The organism is Sphingomonas sp. BK481 (genome assembly GCF_014194875.1).
GTDB classification, from domain to species: domain Bacteria; phylum Pseudomonadota; class Alphaproteobacteria; order Sphingomonadales; family Sphingomonadaceae; genus Sphingomonas; species Sphingomonas aerolata.
In genome coordinates this window covers 1-18416 of sequence record NZ_JACIAP010000021.1, presented here as the reverse complement: position 1 = coordinate 18416, position 18416 = coordinate 1, and the positions used below count along the sequence as shown (strand labels likewise).

General features: G+C 64.0%; 15 protein-coding genes. 1 reads left to right on the top strand and 14 read right to left on the bottom strand.

What is annotated here, in order from left to right; genetic code table 11:
- Positions 1 to 3: 3 nt before the first annotated feature.
- The 11 genes from FHY04_RS21050 to FHY04_RS21005 form a co-directional block, all read right to left on the bottom strand.
- Positions 4 to 441, bottom strand: coding sequence for a hypothetical protein (locus tag FHY04_RS21050; protein WP_159513007.1), 438 nt, complete (start codon positions 439 to 441; stop codon positions 4 to 6).
- A gap of 5 nt (positions 442 to 446) precedes the next feature.
- Positions 447 to 1091: a hypothetical protein gene (locus tag FHY04_RS21045; RefSeq protein WP_159513008.1), complete on the bottom strand. Its 645-nt coding sequence runs from the start codon at positions 1089 to 1091 to the stop codon at positions 447 to 449.
- A gap of 65 nt (positions 1092 to 1156) precedes the next feature.
- Entirely contained in the window at positions 1157 to 1351 is a 195-nt protein-coding gene (locus tag FHY04_RS21040) for a hypothetical protein (RefSeq protein WP_236559358.1), read from the bottom strand.
- Positions 1348 to 1836, bottom strand: a complete 489-nt coding sequence (locus tag FHY04_RS21035; protein WP_159513009.1) for a hypothetical protein — start codon at positions 1834 to 1836, stop codon at positions 1348 to 1350. Before FHY04_RS21035 ends, FHY04_RS21040 begins: the two co-directional genes overlap by 4 nt.
- Positions 1837 to 1860: 24 nt before the next feature.
- On the bottom strand, positions 1861 to 2823 hold the full coding sequence (locus FHY04_RS21030; protein WP_159513010.1) for an ArdC family protein: 963 nt from the start codon (positions 2821 to 2823) through the stop codon (positions 1861 to 1863).
- Positions 2824 to 2924: 101 nt separating this feature from the next.
- Positions 2925 to 5006 carry a ParB/RepB/Spo0J family partition protein gene (locus tag FHY04_RS21025; RefSeq protein WP_159513027.1) on the bottom strand — a complete coding sequence of 694 codons (2082 nt, stop codon included), beginning with the start codon at positions 5004 to 5006 and terminating at the stop codon, positions 2925 to 2927.
- A 137-nt stretch (positions 5007 to 5143) separates the two neighbouring features.
- Complete coding sequence (locus FHY04_RS21020; protein ID WP_159513011.1) at positions 5144 to 9385, bottom strand: strawberry notch family protein; 4242 nt, start codon at positions 9383 to 9385, stop codon at positions 5144 to 5146.
- 59 nt (positions 9386 to 9444) lie between these two features.
- Entirely contained in the window at positions 9445 to 10197 is a 753-nt protein-coding gene (locus FHY04_RS21015; protein ID WP_183937783.1) for a toprim domain-containing protein, read from the bottom strand.
- 74 nt (positions 10198 to 10271) lie between these two features.
- Complete coding sequence (locus FHY04_RS21010) at positions 10272 to 11231, bottom strand: IS481 family transposase (RefSeq protein WP_056409552.1); 960 nt, start codon at positions 11229 to 11231, stop codon at positions 10272 to 10274.
- Between the two features lie 107 nt (positions 11232 to 11338).
- Positions 11339 to 11461 (bottom strand): hypothetical protein, encoded by a 123-nt coding sequence (locus FHY04_RS22830; protein WP_260171709.1) that lies wholly within the window; start codon positions 11459 to 11461, stop codon positions 11339 to 11341.
- A 188-nt stretch (positions 11462 to 11649) separates the two neighbouring features.
- A complete protein-coding gene (locus FHY04_RS21005) occupies positions 11650 to 12327 on the bottom strand; it encodes a ParA family protein (RefSeq protein WP_151992019.1) in 678 nt (225 codons plus the stop codon).
- A gap of 206 nt (positions 12328 to 12533) precedes the next feature.
- Between FHY04_RS21005 and FHY04_RS23005 the strand changes: the two genes are divergently transcribed.
- A complete protein-coding gene (locus tag FHY04_RS23005) occupies positions 12534 to 13463 on the top strand; it encodes a lytic transglycosylase domain-containing protein (protein WP_201302695.1) in 930 nt (309 codons plus the stop codon).
- 336 nt (positions 13464 to 13799) lie between these two features.
- Here the strand turns inward: FHY04_RS23005 and FHY04_RS20995 are convergent, their stop codons facing one another.
- The 3 genes from FHY04_RS20995 to FHY04_RS20985 form a co-directional block, all read right to left on the bottom strand.
- Positions 13800 to 14687, bottom strand: a complete 888-nt coding sequence (locus FHY04_RS20995; protein WP_151992017.1) for a replication initiator protein A — start codon at positions 14685 to 14687, stop codon at positions 13800 to 13802.
- A 183-nt stretch (positions 14688 to 14870) separates the two neighbouring features.
- On the bottom strand, positions 14871 to 16223 hold the full coding sequence (repC, locus tag FHY04_RS20990) for a plasmid replication protein RepC (protein WP_151992016.1): 1353 nt from the start codon (positions 16221 to 16223) through the stop codon (positions 14871 to 14873).
- Positions 16224 to 16863: 640 nt separating this feature from the next.
- On the bottom strand, positions 16864 to 18048 hold the full coding sequence (locus FHY04_RS20985) for a tyrosine-type recombinase/integrase (protein ID WP_151992504.1): 1185 nt from the start codon (positions 18046 to 18048) through the stop codon (positions 16864 to 16866).
- Positions 18049 to 18416 lie beyond the last annotated feature (368 nt).

Here is an 18416-nt window from a genome sequence, read left to right as displayed (position 1 = left end):
GCGTCAGAGGCGGCGGGGGTCAAGACGGTCGGCCAACGCCGGATCGTCGGCGAGCGGCTGGTATCGGCCCATGATGTCAGCGATCTCGACGGACACTCGCTCGTCCGGCAGTTCGTTGGTAATTTCGAGCAAGAGCGGGATCGGGTCGACCATGGCCTCGGGGAACACTGTCGACAGGACGGCCGTCTCGATCCTCGCGGCCATCAGATGAATTGCCCTTGCCTGCAGGGACTTCTCCCGGCCGGGCGGCATGGCCAGCCACGCGATCGGAGCGATCACCTCGCTCATCTTGGCCAACAGACCTCGCCCGTGGCCGAAGTCGCTATGGTAGTGGATCTGGAACACGCGTTCCGGCGAGAGGGTGGCGAACGAGGCGTAGAGCCGGTACTGGTATTGAGGGTGAATCCCCGTCACGCGGGCTCGGGTGGCGAGCAGTTCCATCCGGGTCAGCCGAACAGGGTGACGCGTTCGGCCGAAGCGGGTGCCAGCCGCAACTCGCGGCGCACCCGTTCGGCAAAGCGCTCGGGGTTGAGGAGTTCGCGGATCGCTGCGAACCGGCGTCGATCGCCAAGATGGTCGTCGCGGCTCTTGACGCGTCGGAACGAAACTTCGTAGTCGGGTCCAAGCGCTCCAAGCGAGAGCTGAACCCAGACCTCCTCGCCGTGAAGCGTGATCTCGCCGGAGACAGCCGGACCCGATCGGTTTGACCGAATGGAATAGCTGCCGTCGGGAAGGCAGAGAGCAGCGGCCAGCTTGAGCATCGCGCGTCGCCCATCGGCGTGGAAGAGATCCTTGGCGGCCGCATCATATGCGACGCCCCGGATTGCCAGCGTCAGCAGCGCCGGGAAGCGCTGCAGCTCGGCGATGCTCTCCGTGGCACGGCGCCGCAGTACGGCGTCGTCGGGCATGGTCTGTGTGAGGGTGCCGAGATGGCGAGCCAGCAGGATTACCGCAGCGTCTGCCTCAAGGCTGACGCCCGCGTTGCGGCAGTCGTCGATCGCGCGCGACAGCGCGTGAAGGCCGGTTGTGATCGTGGTGAGTGCGCTGGGATCGAGCGCCTGCTGGTGGCGGAAAGGCACGTCGTAGGGCATGGCGGTCTCCGGGTCCTGAGCGCGTCTCGCGCTCACCATCCCGCTTCCCCCTCCCCTTCCCGCCTTCAGAGCATCAGGCCCATCGGATCGGAGGATCGCGCCGCTGCCGCGAACCCCCGCTCCCAGGCGGCCGCAAGCCGGGTTCCTGCTCGGTAGCCGCAGCCGTTACCAAAGACGTAGCAACGCCAGCCCGCCCGCTCGGCCTGCCAAACCGGGTCGGGTCGGGTCGGGCCGAGCAGCTGCATGAGGTCGAGCTTCACGATTGGGCCTGTTCGGATTGCGCGATCAGCAGATCGACCGCTTGCTCCACAGCCGTCTCATCGTCGTTCACGACACGAATGCCCGGTCGGGTGCGGCGCACGGCGTCGGCCACGGCGCTCATTGAACGCCCTTTCAGCGGGTAGCCGAACACCTTGCCGTCATCGATCACGACAAGCTGTTTCTTGAAAGAGCGACGGAGCCGCTTTGCCTCCTCGGTCTTCGTGATCAGCGCCGCGACCTCGAACTCGAGCGTGTGCTCGAGAACGGTGTCGCCGAAGCGCGTGGGCTGCCGATTTGCGGCGAGCCAGGCGTTGACCGACGGCTCGCTGACAACGCCGACCTGATGAAAGTCGTCCGCGGCGCCATGGCCTCGGTTGGACGCCAGGAACGCGCGCGCCCCATCTACCCAGATCTCGGCGGTATAGCAGGTCGTCTCCTCGGAGAGGGCGTTGACGACCTTCAGCTTCTTCAGCTCGATACGCATGGTTGCGTCTCCTTGCACGGGGGATCATGCGGCGAGCGCCTCGGGCTCGTGCCACTCTGCCATCTCGCCGTCGGCCGGGGACGCGCTGGCAGGCCGCGCAAGGTCCCTCAGGTAGTTGAATGCCTGCTCGGCCTTCGACGCGGCCTTGATGATCGCGCTCGAGTCCGATTTCAGGATGCGAAGCCAGTGCTCGATGTAGCTGGCGTGGTTGTCATGCAGGTCGCCGGGCAAGCTCAGCTCGGCGCAGACGAGGCATTGCCCGATCGACGCTACCAGTTCCTCGAACGCATAAGCGCTGTCGCCAAACTTCTTGCCGAACTCGCGTGCGAGACGCGACGCCGCACCCGACCAGTGGGTGTATTCGTGCCCCAGGGTGCTGGCGTAATGATCGTCCGACCGGAACGCGCCGCGGTTCGGCATCTGGATGTAGTCGCCGATGGGCGAGAAATACGCCTGGTCGCCGCCATGCCGGACTGTGCCCGGCAAAGCCCCGAAAAAGGCATCGATCGACGCGCGGTGTTCGGACTCGACCCGCGGCTGTGGCGGCGCGACGGTTGGATAGTAGTAGGTCGGCAGCCCGTCGATCTGATCGACGTTGAAGACGATGTAGGACCGCAGGAAGCGAATGTTCTTGGTCGCCTCGGTGCCGGTGACGCGGTCCGTCTCGGTCTTTGAGAAGCTGGAGAAGTACACGCTCAGCGACCCGCGCTCGCCGCGCCGGACCTGGCCGCCCAGCTCTTCGGCCTGGCGATAGGTCATCCAGGTGCGGCTGTTGTAGCCACGAGCGTCGCCGATTGCCCACAGGTAGAGGGTGTTGATCCCCGTGTAGGGCGTACCGCAGTGACGCAGCGGTCGGCCGCCTGCTCCGGTCAGTCCCCAAGGACGTGACCAAGGCAGAACGCCGGCTTCGAGCTTCTCGATGATCAGGTTGGTAATTTCGGCGGCGACGTCGCGGCGTGGCGCGTCGGGCTTGCGGCGAAAGGTCATGGCGATAACTCCCCAAGGGGCGGCGTTGCGCCCTCGCGAAAAAAGAGCGGCCGCCCCATCGGAGCGGCCGCAAGGTTGCCCAGGAGACAGTCGGGCAGGGGTTATTCGGCTGCGACGAGCTCGTTCTCGTCGTTCACCGCGCCGGCATCCGCGTCGGTGTCGCCGGTGTCGTCGGTGTCGTCATTGACCTCGTCGCCGGACGGGTCGTGGTCGTCCGATCCGGTGCCACTGTCGTCGTCACCGGGCCCGGTGTCTTCGACCAGCTCGGCCGTACCGACGGCGTCGAAGCGCATGGCGTCGGGCACCCATGCGAGCGCCGCCTCCTTGGTCTCCGCCTCGGTGATCGCCTCGCCCGCGAACAGCCTTTCGCAGCTCGTCGAGATCTCGCCCTTCTTGGAGCCAAGATAGCGGGCCGCGAGAGTGGAGCCCCCCACCTCGGTGAGGGTCGCCAGCAGCGTGCCCTTCGAGACGCGGTCGAAGAAGTTCTCGCAGGTCGGCCGCCACCACTTGGCGACGTCGATCTCCAAGATGGAGGCGAGACGGGCGTGAAGCGGGTTGGTCGTGACCGCGCCGTATTCCTGCTTCGCCTCAAGCGAGTCCGCGACCATGATGGCGAGCCAGGCCGCCTTGGCATCGTCGGAAAGCGCGCGGAACGCCTCGAACCGCTCGACCGGAGAGCCCAGCTCGGTCCAGCTGGTATCGAGCGCTTCGCGCGCCTCGGCGATCGCGATCCGAGCCTGCGTGGGCGCGAACTCTGCCGGCATCTGCGGATCGTTCGGCCGGCCCGCAGTGATGGTCGTGCCGGAACGCCCGTAGTTGCGGGTGCGGTCGACCATGGCGAACAGCGCATAGTCGAGCGCGAGCCCGGGATCGCCCAGGATCGAGGCGGCGAGGATGTCGCGTCGCTGGACCGCGAGCTCGTCGTGGAGGCGGGCGCTGAGCGGCTTTCCGCCCGGCGCGACGGCCTCGGGCGGCAGAGAGGTGGTGTCGCGGCTCGATCCTGCCGGCTTGGTGTCCGCCTCGTCGCCCGGCGCGCGCAGCGGCGCTTCGCTGTAGTAGGTGGTCTCGAGCACGAGCTTGCCGGTCCGGTCGAGCATCAGGAACGTGCCGACCTGCCCCTTGATCTCGTCGGGCAGCACGGGCGGCTTGTTGTGGATGTTCTCGTATTCCTGCTGGAGCTGCTCCGTCTCGGTTTCGAGCGCGCCGTAGGCGGCATCGTCGAGGCTCTCGTCGTTCATCTCTTCGGAGATGGCCTCGATCCGCTCGGAGATCTCAAAAGCGCGGACTTCTTCGGCTTCGCTGAGCGGTGCGGCCGCCAGTGGAACCCGGTGGAGGTCCGCTGTTGCACCATAAAGGTTGGTCGTGACGATCGGCCGGATCCAGGCGAGCCCCTGTTCCTCACCGAGACGCTTGGCCTCGGCTTCCATGATCGTGCCGGCGAGCGACTGCGCGATCTCGGGATCCGACCAGCGGTCGCCGTCCTCGTTGAACAGTTCGCGCTCGATGCGCCCGCCAGCGGCGACATAGGCGTCAGCGCCGACCAGGATCGCGACAGGGTCAGTCGCCTTCATGGTGTCGTTCGAGATGGCGCGGCGGATCTGGTCGGCGTTGATGTAGGCGCTGTGCCGATACTGGGCGAAGACGCGCTCCTGCTTCGCGCGGTCCTCGGTCGAACCATAGGCCTTCGCCATGTCCAGGGTGATTTCGCCGTTCGCCAGCGCCTCGAATACCGGTTCCGCGAGGTTGGCGAGCCGGAGGCGACCCTCGATGAAGCGGCGGGTCTGGCCGAAGCGCTTGGCGACAGCATCGATGTCGCCGTCCGATTGCAGGAAGTGCTGGAACGCGCGGCACTCCTCCGCCGGCGTCATCACCTCGCGCTGGAAGTTCTCAGTCAGTGAGAGCTCGCGCAGGTCGTTGTCGTCACCGACGACGATCTTGACGGGCACGTCGTAGTCGGCCGCGACGATTTCACCCGCCTCGGCGAGCATCATGGCTCCGAGGAAACGGCGTTCGCCGGCGATCACCTCGAACGAGCCGCGGGGCTTCGACGGCGTGACCAGCAGGTTCTGGATGATGCCGCGCGCCCGGATGCTGGCGGCCATAGCGGGGATGTTCTTGGGCTGCGTCGTGCGGACGTTCTTCTCGGACTGCTTCAGCTTCGCGAGTTTGACGGTCTGGGTCATCGCCAGTCTCCTGAGCGTGGTTGGTGTCCGACGAAATCCCTCGCCGAACACCCTCCCCGCTCCCCCTTCCCTTCTGCTCCGTAGCTCGCGCAGCGACATGCACTGCGCCTTGTACCGCGCTTTGCAATGTGGCGGCGTCAGCCGTCCGATTGTGCCGTCAGGCGGGCGATCACCTCCGAGGCACCCTCGTTGGGTACAAAGAGCCTCGTCTTGTACGAGACGATTTCCGTGTAGCAGCCGATCGACTTCAGCCACGGCAGTTGCGCGGCGGGAGCACCGACAACCTCGATCCGAGGCTTGCCGTTGACCCGAGCGCGCTTCACCTCGCATGCGAATGGTCGCTTGAGGACGATCGAGCCGCCTTCCAGCGCGGCCTTCGTAATTTCGTCCGGGCTGAGGACCTGGGGTTCGTCCAGGCCGAGTTTGTTGAACAACCCGTGAAGATCCCGGGGGAAGACCATTCGGCCAAGCCAGGAACGGCCTTCTCCGTCTACGACGCGGTTCACCGCCAGGTGATCGCTCGGTAGCGCCGACCAGATCGGGAGGAGCAAGCCGGTGGCCAGCCGGATCGTCTCGGTGTCGACCTTGGTGCGGGCTTCCTCAGTCTCCACCTCCCAAGCCCTCTGGAAGGTCTCGCGTGAGCACTCCTCCCAAGCCGTCTCGTACATGTCGTCCATCGTTAGATATTCTCGACGCGTCGGCCGCATCAGCTCGACCCGTTCGACCGCGACACCTTCGTCGGTCATCCCCGACCTGGAGGCGGTCCGCAGCGCGACTTTCCCCGATCGGCCGTTGTGCAGGAACACGGCGGTGCCGTCGCTGTCGGCGATGCGCAGCACCAGGTCGAGCGACGCCGGCTGGCGCCGTCGGGTCACCTCGATGGTAAGGAGGTGCGAGGTTGCACCCGTAACGGCATCGGTCCGCAGGATCGTGTCGTCGAGCACGGTCGCGGTGTCGACGGCCATCGTTTCGACACCTACGTCGAGCGTGCCGGCATCCCGGGCTGCCGCGACACGGGTTTCGACGAGCGCTAGGAACTCGTCGAAGATGAGGTTCTGCAAGCCGATCGGAAGCGCGAGGAGGCGATTGAGCCAGCGCTGAATGGGTGGCAGGTCGTCCTTCAGGACGCCGTCCTTGTCTTGCAGTTCGAGCCCGGTCCGGTGCGTAAAGTCTACGAGGTTCGTGCTGGTGAGCTTGCCGGCGATCAAGAGGTGATACCAGGTGATCAGGGCCGCCTTGGCGTACTCGGATTCGAGATTGTCGGCCGGGTCGAAGAGGTTCTGGCCGCCTGTCTGGCGCTGCCCGCGCGTCAGCGCGCCCAAGCTGTCCAGACGCCGCGCGATCGTCGACGTGAACCGCAATTCGCCTTTGCAGTCCGTCGTGACGGGCCGGAAGAGCGGCGTACAGGCCTGATGGGTACGGTGTGTGCGGCCCAGCCCCTGGATAGCGCGATCGGCGCGCCAACCCGGCTCCAGCAACAGGTGTACCCGCTGTTCCTGGTTCTTGACGTCGAGGCTTGCGTGGTAGGAACGGCCGGTGCCTCCGGCGTCGCTGAACACGAGTACGCGCTTGGTCCCTGCCATGAAGGCAGCGGCATCCGCCTGGGTCGCGCGGGCCGAACGGGACTCCAGCCTTTGGGTGCCGTTCGCGGTGCTGACGAGCCGCTTGGTCCGCCCGGTAACCTCGGCGACGTTGTCGTGACCGAAATGCTCGAGCACGCCATCGAGCACGGCCGCTATCGGTGGGAGCGCGCAGAGCTGCTCGATCAGATCGTCGCGGGCCGCTTCTGCTTCGGGATTGGTGACGGGCGTGCCACGTTCGTCGAACATCGGCCGGGACCGGATCTCACCGGTGTCGTCACGGTACGGCGTCATCTGCTGAACGGGAAATGCACGCTGCAGATAGTCGATGATCGCTTCTCGCGGGGAAAGGTCGAGGTCGAGCTCGGCCCGTTCGTCCGGCGAGAGTTCGCCTAGGCGCCTGTCCAGGATCGCCTCGGCGGTGCTGACCAATTGGAGTACGACGGACTGACCGGCCTCCAGGTGCTGGCGCACTGCAGCGATCACGGTCGGCAGCTTGCACGATAGAAGCACCGCACCGAAGAAACGCTGTTTGCAGCTCTCAAACCGCGAGCGCGCAGCCGCCTTGGCACCGGAGTTCAGCGTGTCGCCCTTCAAAGGATCCACTACGCCAGTGAGCTCCAGGGCTTTCTCCATGTTGCGGTGGATAATGCCCCAGGCGTCAGCGTAGGCGTCGTACACCTCCACCTGCTCAGGGGTCAGTTCATGTCGCAGGATGTCGTACTCGACGCCGGCAAAGCTGAGCGCGCGGGCGGTGTAGAGGCCGGTGGCCTTGAGGTCGCGGGCGACGAGCTCCATCGCGGCGATCCCGCCCTGCCTGATCTCGGTGATGAACGCCTCGCGGTTAGCGAACGACGTCTCGGGACCCCACAGGCCGAGCCGCACGGCATAGGCGAGGTTATTCACCTCGGAGGCGCCGGTTGCGGACGCGTACAGGACACGCGCTCCGGGCAAGCGGTTCTGCAGCACGACGCCGGCAATCCCCTGCTGGGAGCCCTTTTTAGCGATCATGCTCCCCTCGCCGCCCGCGACGCCGCCCATCTCGTGGGCCTCGTCCCATGCGATCACGCCCTCGAAGTCGTCGCCAGCCCAAGCGATGATCTGCTCGAGCCGGCTCGCATCACCCCGTGTGGAGCGCAGAGTCGGGTAGGTGACGAAGAGAACACCTTCGCTCATCGCGATCGGCTCGTCGATCTTCCAGCGGGAGAGCGGCTGGACATCGGCTGCGAGCCCGCCAAGTGCGGTCCAGTCACGGATCGCGTCGGCATGCAGGGCCTCGTTCTTCGACACCCAGATGGCGCGGCGACGCCCGGCGAGCCAGCTGTCGAGGATCACGGCCGCGACCTGGCGGCCTTTGCCCGCGCCGGTGCCGTCTCCCAAGAAGAAGCCCTTGCGATACCGGCTGCCGTTCTCGTCAATGATGAGGCCGACGCCTTCGGGATCGGGACGGAAACGGCCGGGAATGAACTGCGTCCACGCGTGACCGGCGTACACCACGGTTTCCAGCTGCGAGGAGGACAGGAGGCGGTCCTTGACCGTCCGCTCCGGCAACGCCGGGACGTGGGTGGGGATCGGCGCGGGGATCGAGCCCATAGCGACCGATTCAACGAGTGCGGTCGGGTGCTCGCCGGCACTGTCGAAGACGATGCGGCTCGGCCGGTATGGCAGATAGACGCCCGTCTGCTCCGCAAGCGGTGCCGGGGTTTCCAGGACCTGGTACGTCACGGGCGCGACCTCGTTCCGGGCGCGCGCGCGGAAGACGCGAGGCGCGGTCGCGGGCTTCGATCGGACGCTTCGGAAGAGGGACACGGCCCCTCCCCTCGCAGCGGCAGGCTTCTCGACCTCGTCCGAGAACTCCAGGCGTTCGGGTACGCTGATCTCCGGGAGGAGTTCGCGCACGGTCCCTCGCTGGATCGTCACGTTGTTGCTCTGGCCGACCGCTTTGTCGAGAACGTAGAGGCGGACCGCGACGCCGGTGCCGTGCTTGCCGTATGCGTCGGTGAGGCGGATCGAGGTCCTGACCGTCACCTGCTCCAGCGTGGTCGTCCAGATCTGGCCCATGCGCGCGGAGTTCGTGAACCAGTCGGGCATGATCGCCACCACGCGGCCGTTCGGGCGGACGCGCCGGATCGCTGCCTGGAGATGTCGAACCGCGGCAAGCGAGTCCGTCCCGTGCCCGATCGAGCGCGAGAATGGCGGGTTCATGATGATCAGTGTCGGGCGGGTCGACGCTGCCATCGCGCTGCCGATCGTTGCGCCGTCATGAGCCGAGATTGGCGCTTCTGGAAAGACCGCCTGCAACCGGGCGCGCCGGGCAGGGTCGATCTCGTTGAGCTGGAGGGCCGTGACCGTGGGAAGCTGGGCCACCAGCAAGCCGTTGCCAGCGCTCGGCTCGAGGACGATGTCGGAGGGCATGGGAGCCGCCAGGATCAGGGCGACAGCAGCTAGGTCGAGGGGTGTCGAGAACTGTTGCCACTCGATCTGCTCCTCGCTTCTCACGGTTTGCGTTGGAAGCCGATCGAGCAGCACTGCAGCTTGCAGCACATCATCATGTGCAACGTGCAAGCGATCTGTACTGCGATTTCGCATTGCAAGTGCAAGTGCAAGCTCAAGTACCTCGAAGCTCTCGCGCTGGGTCCAGCGGCCGTCGGCGTCGGAACCGCCGAAGGCGGTCGTCATCGCCTCGTTGAGCAAGGCGCGCGTGATCTTGTCCTGGCCCTCAAGGCTGGGAACGAGCCGCATCGCCGCAGCGGTGCAACATGACGCACGATCGCGTGCGGCGTCGAACAGGTCGTTCATGGGGATCTCCTGGCTCTGTGGCTGCACGACGCAGCTCACCAGACCAGTCCCCCTCCCCTCTATGCTCCGGTTCTGACGTCGGCCCAGTCGCCGAATTGCCTCGGAGGCGGCATTCGCCGGAGATTCAAGCCACGCGGACGGTAAGCTGCCCACGCTTTCCGACGGGCGCGGCGTCCCTCTGGATCGTTGTCTTCGGCGAAGATCAACGTCCTGACTGAGTCCGGGATGTGGACGCGGTCGAGCCTCGCGGCGCCAAGCGTCGCCCAGCACGGGATGCCGTTATGCTGCGTGAACATTGCTGCCGTCTCGAAACCCTCGGCAAGCGCCAGCGTGTCCGTCACGCGCATGCCCTGCCAACTCGCGCCAGCCGGGGTCCCCAGCATCACCTTTTCGAGATACCCTCCGTGTTCGAGGTCGAGGAAGACCCGCTGGACGGCGTGTAGGGCTCGACCTTCTCTGGCGGCGACTATCAGCGCGGGGAGGAACCGGGTGGTAGGCTTCGGTCCCCAAGGGCATCGGGGGTGAAACCGGAGGTCGTCGAACCCGTCGCGGATCCCGCGCCGCCTCAGGTACGCCTCCGCAGGCGTGCTGGCGACCGGGACGGCCTCGCTCCAAAGCCGCTCGACATTCGGCTGTCGGCCGAGCGGTGCCGCCTTTGGCGGCTCGTAACGTTGGCCGGGCCTCAGCCGGGAGATCTCTCTTAGGACATCGTCCGCGTCGCAGCCTGCGAAGCAGTGAACGAGGATCCCTTCATTGCCCTGCCGGACCGAGAGGCTCGGCGTCTTGTCCTGGTGGGCAGGGCAGGGGCACATCGCGAGATAGCCGCGCCAGGTGCCGCCCAGGGCACCTACGATATTGACTACCTGCTGAGTGGGTTTGAGGGCGACTAGGTGTTTAGTCCCGGCATCTGGTGGATCGGATCGACGATGAACCTGTCAGGCTCTGACGTCCAGATTTTGGCGATGTATTCGTAAGGCGTGAGGCCACTGAGCGTCTTGAGCCGACGGGCGAAATTATAGGCTGCCATGAAGTCTGCGAGGTGCACCCGCAACTGCTCGTGGCTCTCGTAATGGAAGCGTTTGACCGTCGCCTCCTTGATGGTGCGGTTCATCCGCTCGACCTGACCGTTCGTCCACGGGTGGTTCGGCTTGGTCAACCGGTGCTCGATGTCGTTTGCTTCGCAGATCATGTCGAAGCGCATCTGACGCGACCAGGCGGTGTTACGGTTGCGCGGCTGCTCGGCAAACTGGATGCCGTTGTCTGTCAGGATCGTATGGATCCGGTACGGCACCGCTTTCAGCAGGTGTTCAAGGAACTCCCACGCCGTTCGCCTGTCCGCCTTGTCGACGAGCTGGGTGACCGCGAACTTACTCGTGCGGTCGATGCCGACGAATAGGTAAAGTTTGCCTTCGGCAGTCTGAACCTCGGCGATATCCATGTGAAAGAAGCCGATCGGGTAGCGCTTGAAGCGCTGTCGCTTCGGCTTGTCCCCCTCAATGTCCGGTAGACGGGATATGCCGTGCCGTTGCAGGCAGCGGTGCAGCGCTGACCGTGTCAGATGCGGGATCGACGGCTGCAACGCGTATAGGCAATCGTCGAGAGGCAGTAATGTGTGACGCCGGAATGCAACGACCGCTGCCTCCTCGGCTTGGGTCAAGGTCGTGGAGTGAGGGGCCTTCGGCCCGGTCTTCAGATCCTCAACCGTTGCCCGCTTGCGCCATTTTGCGACCGTCTTCGGGTTGATCCCCAGCTCTCGGCTCAGCGTCGAGAGCGAAGCTTGCGATCGCTGTATTGCTGCTCTGACGGCGTGCGTGGTCGTGGCGCTCCCGTGACGTACTTGTCCCATACGGCTTCCTTCCATTCCAACGAAAGGATCGCACCATCAAACCGTGGGATCAAACAACTAGGGTCATGGTGCATCCTTTCTCATGATGCACCTCACCCCCTTCCCTCCTAGTCCTTGGCGCCTTCAGCCAGCGCCAGAAGCCGATCGAGCGCGTCAGGGTAGGATAGCTGCTCGCGGTCGCAATATTCGTTGAAGCGGGTGTAGGTGGTTGGGGTAATCCTCATGGTCACGGACTTGCTCTTCGTCTCGCGCACCCTACGGCGTCGCGCCGTCGGCGCTGATTGATATTCGTCGGGCAACTCCATTGGGGCAGCGCTGGGGCGAGGGGCGGGAGTAGGGCGCATTGCTGAAAGATCGAGACCGCTAGCAGCGGGCTCACGAGCGGCGCGGCCGAACTTCTTGGGTTCTGGTGCTTCGCTCATGCTTTGACCTCGGATGTGATGATTGCAACGATCTCCCGAAGGAGGCTTTGAACATTCTGGCGGGCGCGCTCGGTCCGCGCGAGGTTATGGGCGTCCAGTTCCTCCAACGTCATTCGGTAGAGAAACATCGCGCGATAGGCGTCGCCCAGGAACAACTCTGATGAGAAGACCGGCGCCGCCTGGCGCGTCTGCTCCATGATCTCGCGCTCGGCTCGCGAGGTGATCGCGGTCGTGCGCTGGGTGAACAGGATGCGATGGGGGAGGGGCCTCTGCCGGGCGCGCTCAATGAACTCGAGGCGGTCCAGGAACTCGATCGAGCGCTCAAGGTCCGCGGCCGACGCGCGCTGAGGAATGATGAGCATGTTCGCCTGCAGGGTGGCGTACATCACCTGCTCGTTGATCGCGCCCTTCACGTCGAGGATCACGAACGGGTAATCTTGCGATGCGTCGTAAACGGCTGTCTCCAGCTGCTTTTGCGTCATCTTGTGGCCGTCCTCGACCACGATCCCATCCTTCAGCTTCCAGTCCTCGTACCAGCGATAGAGGGAGAGCTGAGGGTCCGTGTCGATGACGTAGACCGTCTGCCCCGCAGACCTGATTTCGGAGGCTAGCGCGAGCGCGGTGGTGGACTTGCCGACTCCGCCTTTGATGGATCCCACGAGAATGACAGCCATGACGGTCCCTTTGTACTGCTAACCAGCATTACAGTGCAATGCGCGTTGCATGCGTCTTTGCATGTGATTGGCGAAGCGAGCTACACCTTGCAAGCACAATCGCACTACACATTGATTTGCGCCGCGCTGTGTAATGCGCTCTGCACTGCAATGGTGTAAAAATATTCCACGTTGTCAGGCCTGAAGGGGTGTGGTCCCTTGCCGCCATGGCGAACAGGCTGACCTTTGTTGCGAACTTACTGATCGGCGTCGCTGCCGGCGCAGCGACGATCACCAGCGCTGCCGCTCAGCAGGTCGAGCTGGTGCCGTTCAGAAACGTCGGTGACGGTGTCGTAATCGAGGTGGGCAAGAAGCCAATTGGTATCGAGATCCCGGCTGCTCTTCCCAACGAGGCGACGGCGCTCTCGGCGGAAATGCTTGCTCAGGACTTCGCGGGCATGGCGCCGCCTCCGTCGTTCGCGCCGGCGATCGCAATGGCTCCAGTCGAGCGGTCGTCCATCCCGGTGCCCCTTTGGATGAGGACCGGAAAGGTGACGACATCGGGTCTCGCGGCTGCGGCTGCGGTGGCACCGTATCTCTACAGCCCGGCCGCGTGTTCGATTTCACCGTACCGTCCCCGGGGGGACCTACCCATGTACCTCGAGCAGCGGCGCGCACGCTATTACCCGCTGATCTCGGCCGTCGCCTGCGAGGCAGGGGTTCCCGTCGGGCTGTTCGATGCGCTCGTTGCGCAGGAGAGCCAGTACAATCCGCAGATCGTCTCGCCGAAAGGTGCGGTGGGCCTTACGCAGCTGATGCCGGGCACCGCGGCTTACCTTGGCGTATTCAACTCCCGCGATCCGCTGCAGAACCTGAGGGGAGGGGCCCGCTACCTTCGCGAGCATCTGGACGAGTTCAAGAGGGTGGACTTGGCGCTCGCGGCCTACAACGCAGGACCGGGTCGGGTTCGTCTAAACGGGCGTATCCCGCCGTTTCGCGAGACGATCGGCTACGTCTCAGCGATCACGCGGGGCTGGAGCGCGAGCGCGTTCAGGACGGCCACGATCCAGACGGCGTCACTATCGACTAGTGTGCCGACCTTCCGCGGCGCCCAGCTTTTCAACTACACGTCGACGAGCGTCGCGAACCCGAGGTGATTGGCGTAAAGCATGGCGATCGCGAGTATCGCCGGCGCACCGAGCAGGTAATTGAGCTGCCAACGAACCCAAACGCGGGGATGACCGCGAGAACCTTGTCCATCACCGTGGTCGTGGCCAGGGTCCTGGTTCCCGAGCGATAGTCGTGGACCGTTTTGATCCCTGCAATGATCGCGCACATCGCGACGAGCAGTCCGACTGCGGCGTAGAGTGAGATCCAGGCGTCGAGGGTAGCTTGCGACATAAGCGCTCCTTAACGTCAACGCCCTTGGCACCGGCTTAACGGAGGAGAAGCGATTCCCGTTGCGTAACGTTCTGCGGGACAGGAGAGGGGGCCTAGGCCACCAGCGCTTGGGGCTTTGTGGCGGTGCGGTGCTTGGGCCGCATCTGGATTACCATGCCTTTGGTCTTGCGGGTTCGACCGACCGCATCGACGCGCTCGCCCGTGATCGTATTGATAACGGTGACGTCGTAATCCGGGAGCCGGTTCTCCGCCTGGATTTCCTTTGCGAGGCTCTTCAGCCGCGAGATCGGCCCCATCGAGCCGACCTGCTGATGCAACTCCTCGATGGTCATTTCGATCGGCTCGCCCGAGCAGTGCGCAATCTCGTACATGCGCCGCTCAATTGGACCGAGCCGGAAATAGTCGTGGTGGTAGTGGTACATCCGCTGGTCGCGCTGGATCGCACGGAAAAGCCAGTTACAGGGGCGGATACGGACATACCGCAACGCCTCCTCACCGTTGGCTAGTTTCTCGTACTCGACCTGAGCCTCAGCGAGCCATGAGAACCAGCCCCGGTCGATCTTGGAACCGGTCTCGATATTCGTCTTGATCTGCGTCCCCTGCAGCCGCTCCAAGGCTTCCGCGAACCGCTTATAGTCGCGAGTCGAAGGACGCTCGACCCCTGTGATCCGGAAAAAGTCGTGCGCTGCGAAGGTCACCTCTTCCTGGGCTGGCTGACCGTCAGCGATCGACTGCGCGATCAGCGAGGCAACGTAGAGCAGGATCTCCTTGTCCCACATGGTGGCAACGCCGGTGTCGCTCGGGCGGATCTCGATCGTCACGTTATCGCGACGGTACTCGATGCGCTCCATGTGGGGGTTCTTCGACAGCACGAAAAATGGAAAGTGCATAATGGAGCGCTCGCCGCGGACCTTGCCGTGCAACGGGCTATCCATGTCGAACAGCGAGATTTGCTGCGGCATGGCTTTCGACCTGGCCATCGTCGCTCCCTTCCAAGTTCCTGAAGGATCATACCCCGGCTCGCGCTATCGATCACCCCAGAAGGACATAGATATACTGAAAGCACGAGGATTGCACGGTCGTGGCCCCGGCTAACATCGCCGCGCCCTCTTAAGAGAGTGGGGCAGGGGGGCACGTCTCGTGCTATCAGTATTTCTATCTTCTCATAGCAAGCGTTGAGTGCGGCCGGCCCGAGCGAGGCCCAGCGCCGCCGCGGCAAGCTGTCCAATCGAGCGTGAATCCGACCCTGTCGCAAGTGACCGCATTCCTTCGGATCGGACGCTGTCCTTCAGCCCGTGATAGGTTCTGCCAAGGTTGAGCTGCCCGGAAGCAGCGTGCTTGTTCATCCCTCGAAGGTAGGCGCCTGGGCGATCGACATCTCCCCGCATGTGTTTGTGGGCGGTTGCAATCACCGACGCTGCAGCGCCCTTTTGACCCATAAGGCGACAGGCCTCGTGCCACACGTTTCGGTGGATCGCCGCCTGATCGACCAATCGCTCTGCTGTGTTGATCAGATCACCCCAAGTCGGTCTCGACGTGGTGGTAAGCATGAACTCCGGGATGACGGCGGCGATGAACTCGGGATCAACACCGTGTTTCGCCAAGTCGGCCTCAACTTCGGTTTGAGGTTGCTGGTAACGGACGTCGTACTCCGTTCTGCTACTTTTTTCCGGATAGCCATTACTGTAAGCTGCTTTAGCAGTTTTAGGTTGTTTTGTAGTTGTAATGGGGGCGTCGTCAGAGTCGCCCGAGGGCGAATCTTTTTGTGGAATCAAAGGGTCAGGAAAGCCCTGCGTTGCGACTGCGACGGCCTTCGCAAGATCATCGGCCCGGGCCTCCATCTGGTCGACGCAAGCGCTCAACAGCTCCTCATCACGGACGCGGCGCATCTGGCTTGTTGCGAGAAGCGAGATCTCGACAGCCGTTCTGGCGTCGATGCTGTCGATCCGCTCGTCATCAACGAGCTGAGCAAGCGTCCTGATACGACGCCGCGCCGCAGCCAGTCTTTGGCGAAGCACCTTAATTCGGAGATCCGCCTCGGCGCCTTTGGTAGCGGCCGCCATGAACTCCTCGTATCGCAAGCCAAGAGGGCTGAGGTCGATGCCGTAGGCGTAGATTAGCCGGCCGTCCTTCCCACGAGCACCGACCCGGTTGCCGTTCGCGCTATCTCGGTGTGTGATTAGGCCGAGGCGTGCCGCAGCGCCGAGCATCTTTTGCACCTGACGCACACCTATGCCGAGCTTCTGCGTCAACTTCTCGTTGGACGGGAAGACGATCGGGCGCTGACCGTCCGCCCAATCGATCGAGCGCGACCAGCTCATCAGCGTGTCGACAGCGTGGACTAGGCGGGGAGGGATGCCGATGTAAGGCGCTGCGCGCTTGAAGACGGTAAGGACCTGCCGGTGGCTGACGTCCTCCGGCAGTCCCTCGAACTGCTGCGCAAGCTGGTCTGTTGCAGCTGTGCGTTCATCAAGACGCCTATGGCCGGCGCCCGGAGCGTAAGCATAGGAGTTCATTCGGCAAATCCCCTTTGGGATGCCGTGCGGACGCAGAAGTCCGTGGCGCGAACTGCGCTTTCTTATTGCTGCGTCATTGGGACTCGGCTAAGGGGACGTTGCAACACGACCTTTTCCGAGGTTCCGAAAAGCCCGGCCTAGTGCCGGGTTTTTCTTTTCTGCACGGCTTCCCCTTTTTGGTGACACGCGATCGGGTGATCGCGGGGCCGCAGCGAGCCTGAACTGACCAGACGCGGACGACGTGAGCAGCGTAAACGGCGCGATCGCTGCTCGTCCTGCACGGTGGCTCGTGCTTTCAGTTAATCTATCCCAGAAATGCTCGTGCTTTCAGTATTTCTATGTGGCGCGAGGGACGGGCAAGGGGGCTGAAAGGGGGCGTGTAACCCGATTACACACCGTTGCGAGCGTTTGCGGCTCCGGATTCGCGGGCGCTATGCGTGGCTCGTGCTTTCAGTACATCTATCTCGCTAGGCTCATCGCGAGTAGCGGTACTGCAGGTTGAAGGAAGCCCGACCACGTCACGAGCATCGTCATGATGCCCATGATCCAACCATCTATCGGCTGCAGAAAGTGATTTCTGTAAATTCGGCTATCCGACGCCAGTACCGGCGAACAACCACCCGGGTCTTCCGGCCCCTCATCACATGAAGCCTTTCCCAGCGTGATCGCGGTAGCGTTCCGTGTCCCGAACATATTCCGCCACCATGTCGATCGAGGCATGCCGGCTATGCTGCCTCATCTTGAATAGGTTGGCGTTCTGGCGTCCCGCCTCGGTAAGAAAGCCTGCCCGCAACGAGTGACCTGAGAAGAGCTCGGCCGGATAACCAGCAGCGGCCGCGGCCGCCTTGACCACCAGCGCCACGCCTTTGGTGCTCATCGGCTTATCGGTGAGCCGACCTTGTGGGGTGAGCTTGCGAAATACCGGGCCGGACGTGATTCCGGCCTGTTCGAGCCATGCTTCATAGTGTCGCACCGGCTCGAGCCTCGGTCCGTCGAGCACGGCGACGCCTTGGCCTTCGCCGAACTGGTCGGTCTTGGACGACTTTACCTGGATCGTCAGCCCCTCGGCGTCGCGTGTTACGCGGGCGACGGTGATCGCCACCAACTCCGAACGGCGGAACGCTCCGCCCATTCCGATCGCAAGCAGCGCGCGATCGCGGTGTGCGCGCAGATCGTCGCCGGTGATGCTGCGAAGCATGTCGCGTAGGATGTCGCCATCGGCCGCGCGCTTCTTGTTGATCTCGTCGTCCTTCTTGGTTCGGCGGATGCCGCCGACGACCAATCCCAGGTCGCCCGCGCCGGGCTGCGACGTCGGCGGTTCGATCTTGGCCATCCGGTGCGCGAAGACGATCGCCGCCAGACGGCGGTCGATTGTCGCCCTGGTCAGCGGCTTCGGCACCCGCCGCATACGAAGCTTGCCCGTCTTGGTGAACTGGTCAGCTGCCGGCACGAAGCCCGACGTGGCGAGCTCCGTCAGGAATGCGGCGACGGTTGCCGGCGTTGCCGGTAGCGGACGGTAGCGGCGCTCAGTGCACCAGGCGAGGAACAGGTCCCAGTCAGATCGATAGGATTGCAGCGTCGCCTCGGCGCGGCCGCGGCGCAGGAACTGGTCGACGCGCTCTTGGTCGTCGGGCGCAAGATCGGGAAGGTAGAGGTCCTGAGGTTCGACGCGGTCGAGGACAGTGAGTGCTCCGTTGATGATCGCGTCGAGATCGGCCGGACGATCATCCTTGGGTGTTGGGCCTGCCGGTTCGTTCGCAGCCGTGACCAAGAACGATGCGACGATCTCATCGTCGTGGTACGCAGGCTCGCTATCTGTGACCATCACTGCGCCGCCTCGCAAAGTGGATCAGGCTCGCTCGTTCTGGTCGATCGGTCCTGGTTCGATCCTGAATCAGTAGCCGAACAGCTGTCGGTTTCCCTAATAGGGTGGACGTTCTGCACCGTGCGATCGTCACCTGAGACGGTGGACTTGCACCTAAAATAGTGGGCGACGGAGCCATCTAACCCACTCGTGACATGCTCGCAGTCAGCCATGGGCGCCGATTGAGCCGCGCGGCTCCCTTTGCGCGAGCGCAGCCGCATCTCTCGCAAACGATCGAGACTGTTGAAAAAGGATCGCGTGGGATCAGCGTGGTGGATGACAGGTGACGCCGGGCACCGGAGGATGCGCCGCGTATCAGGCCGGCGCGG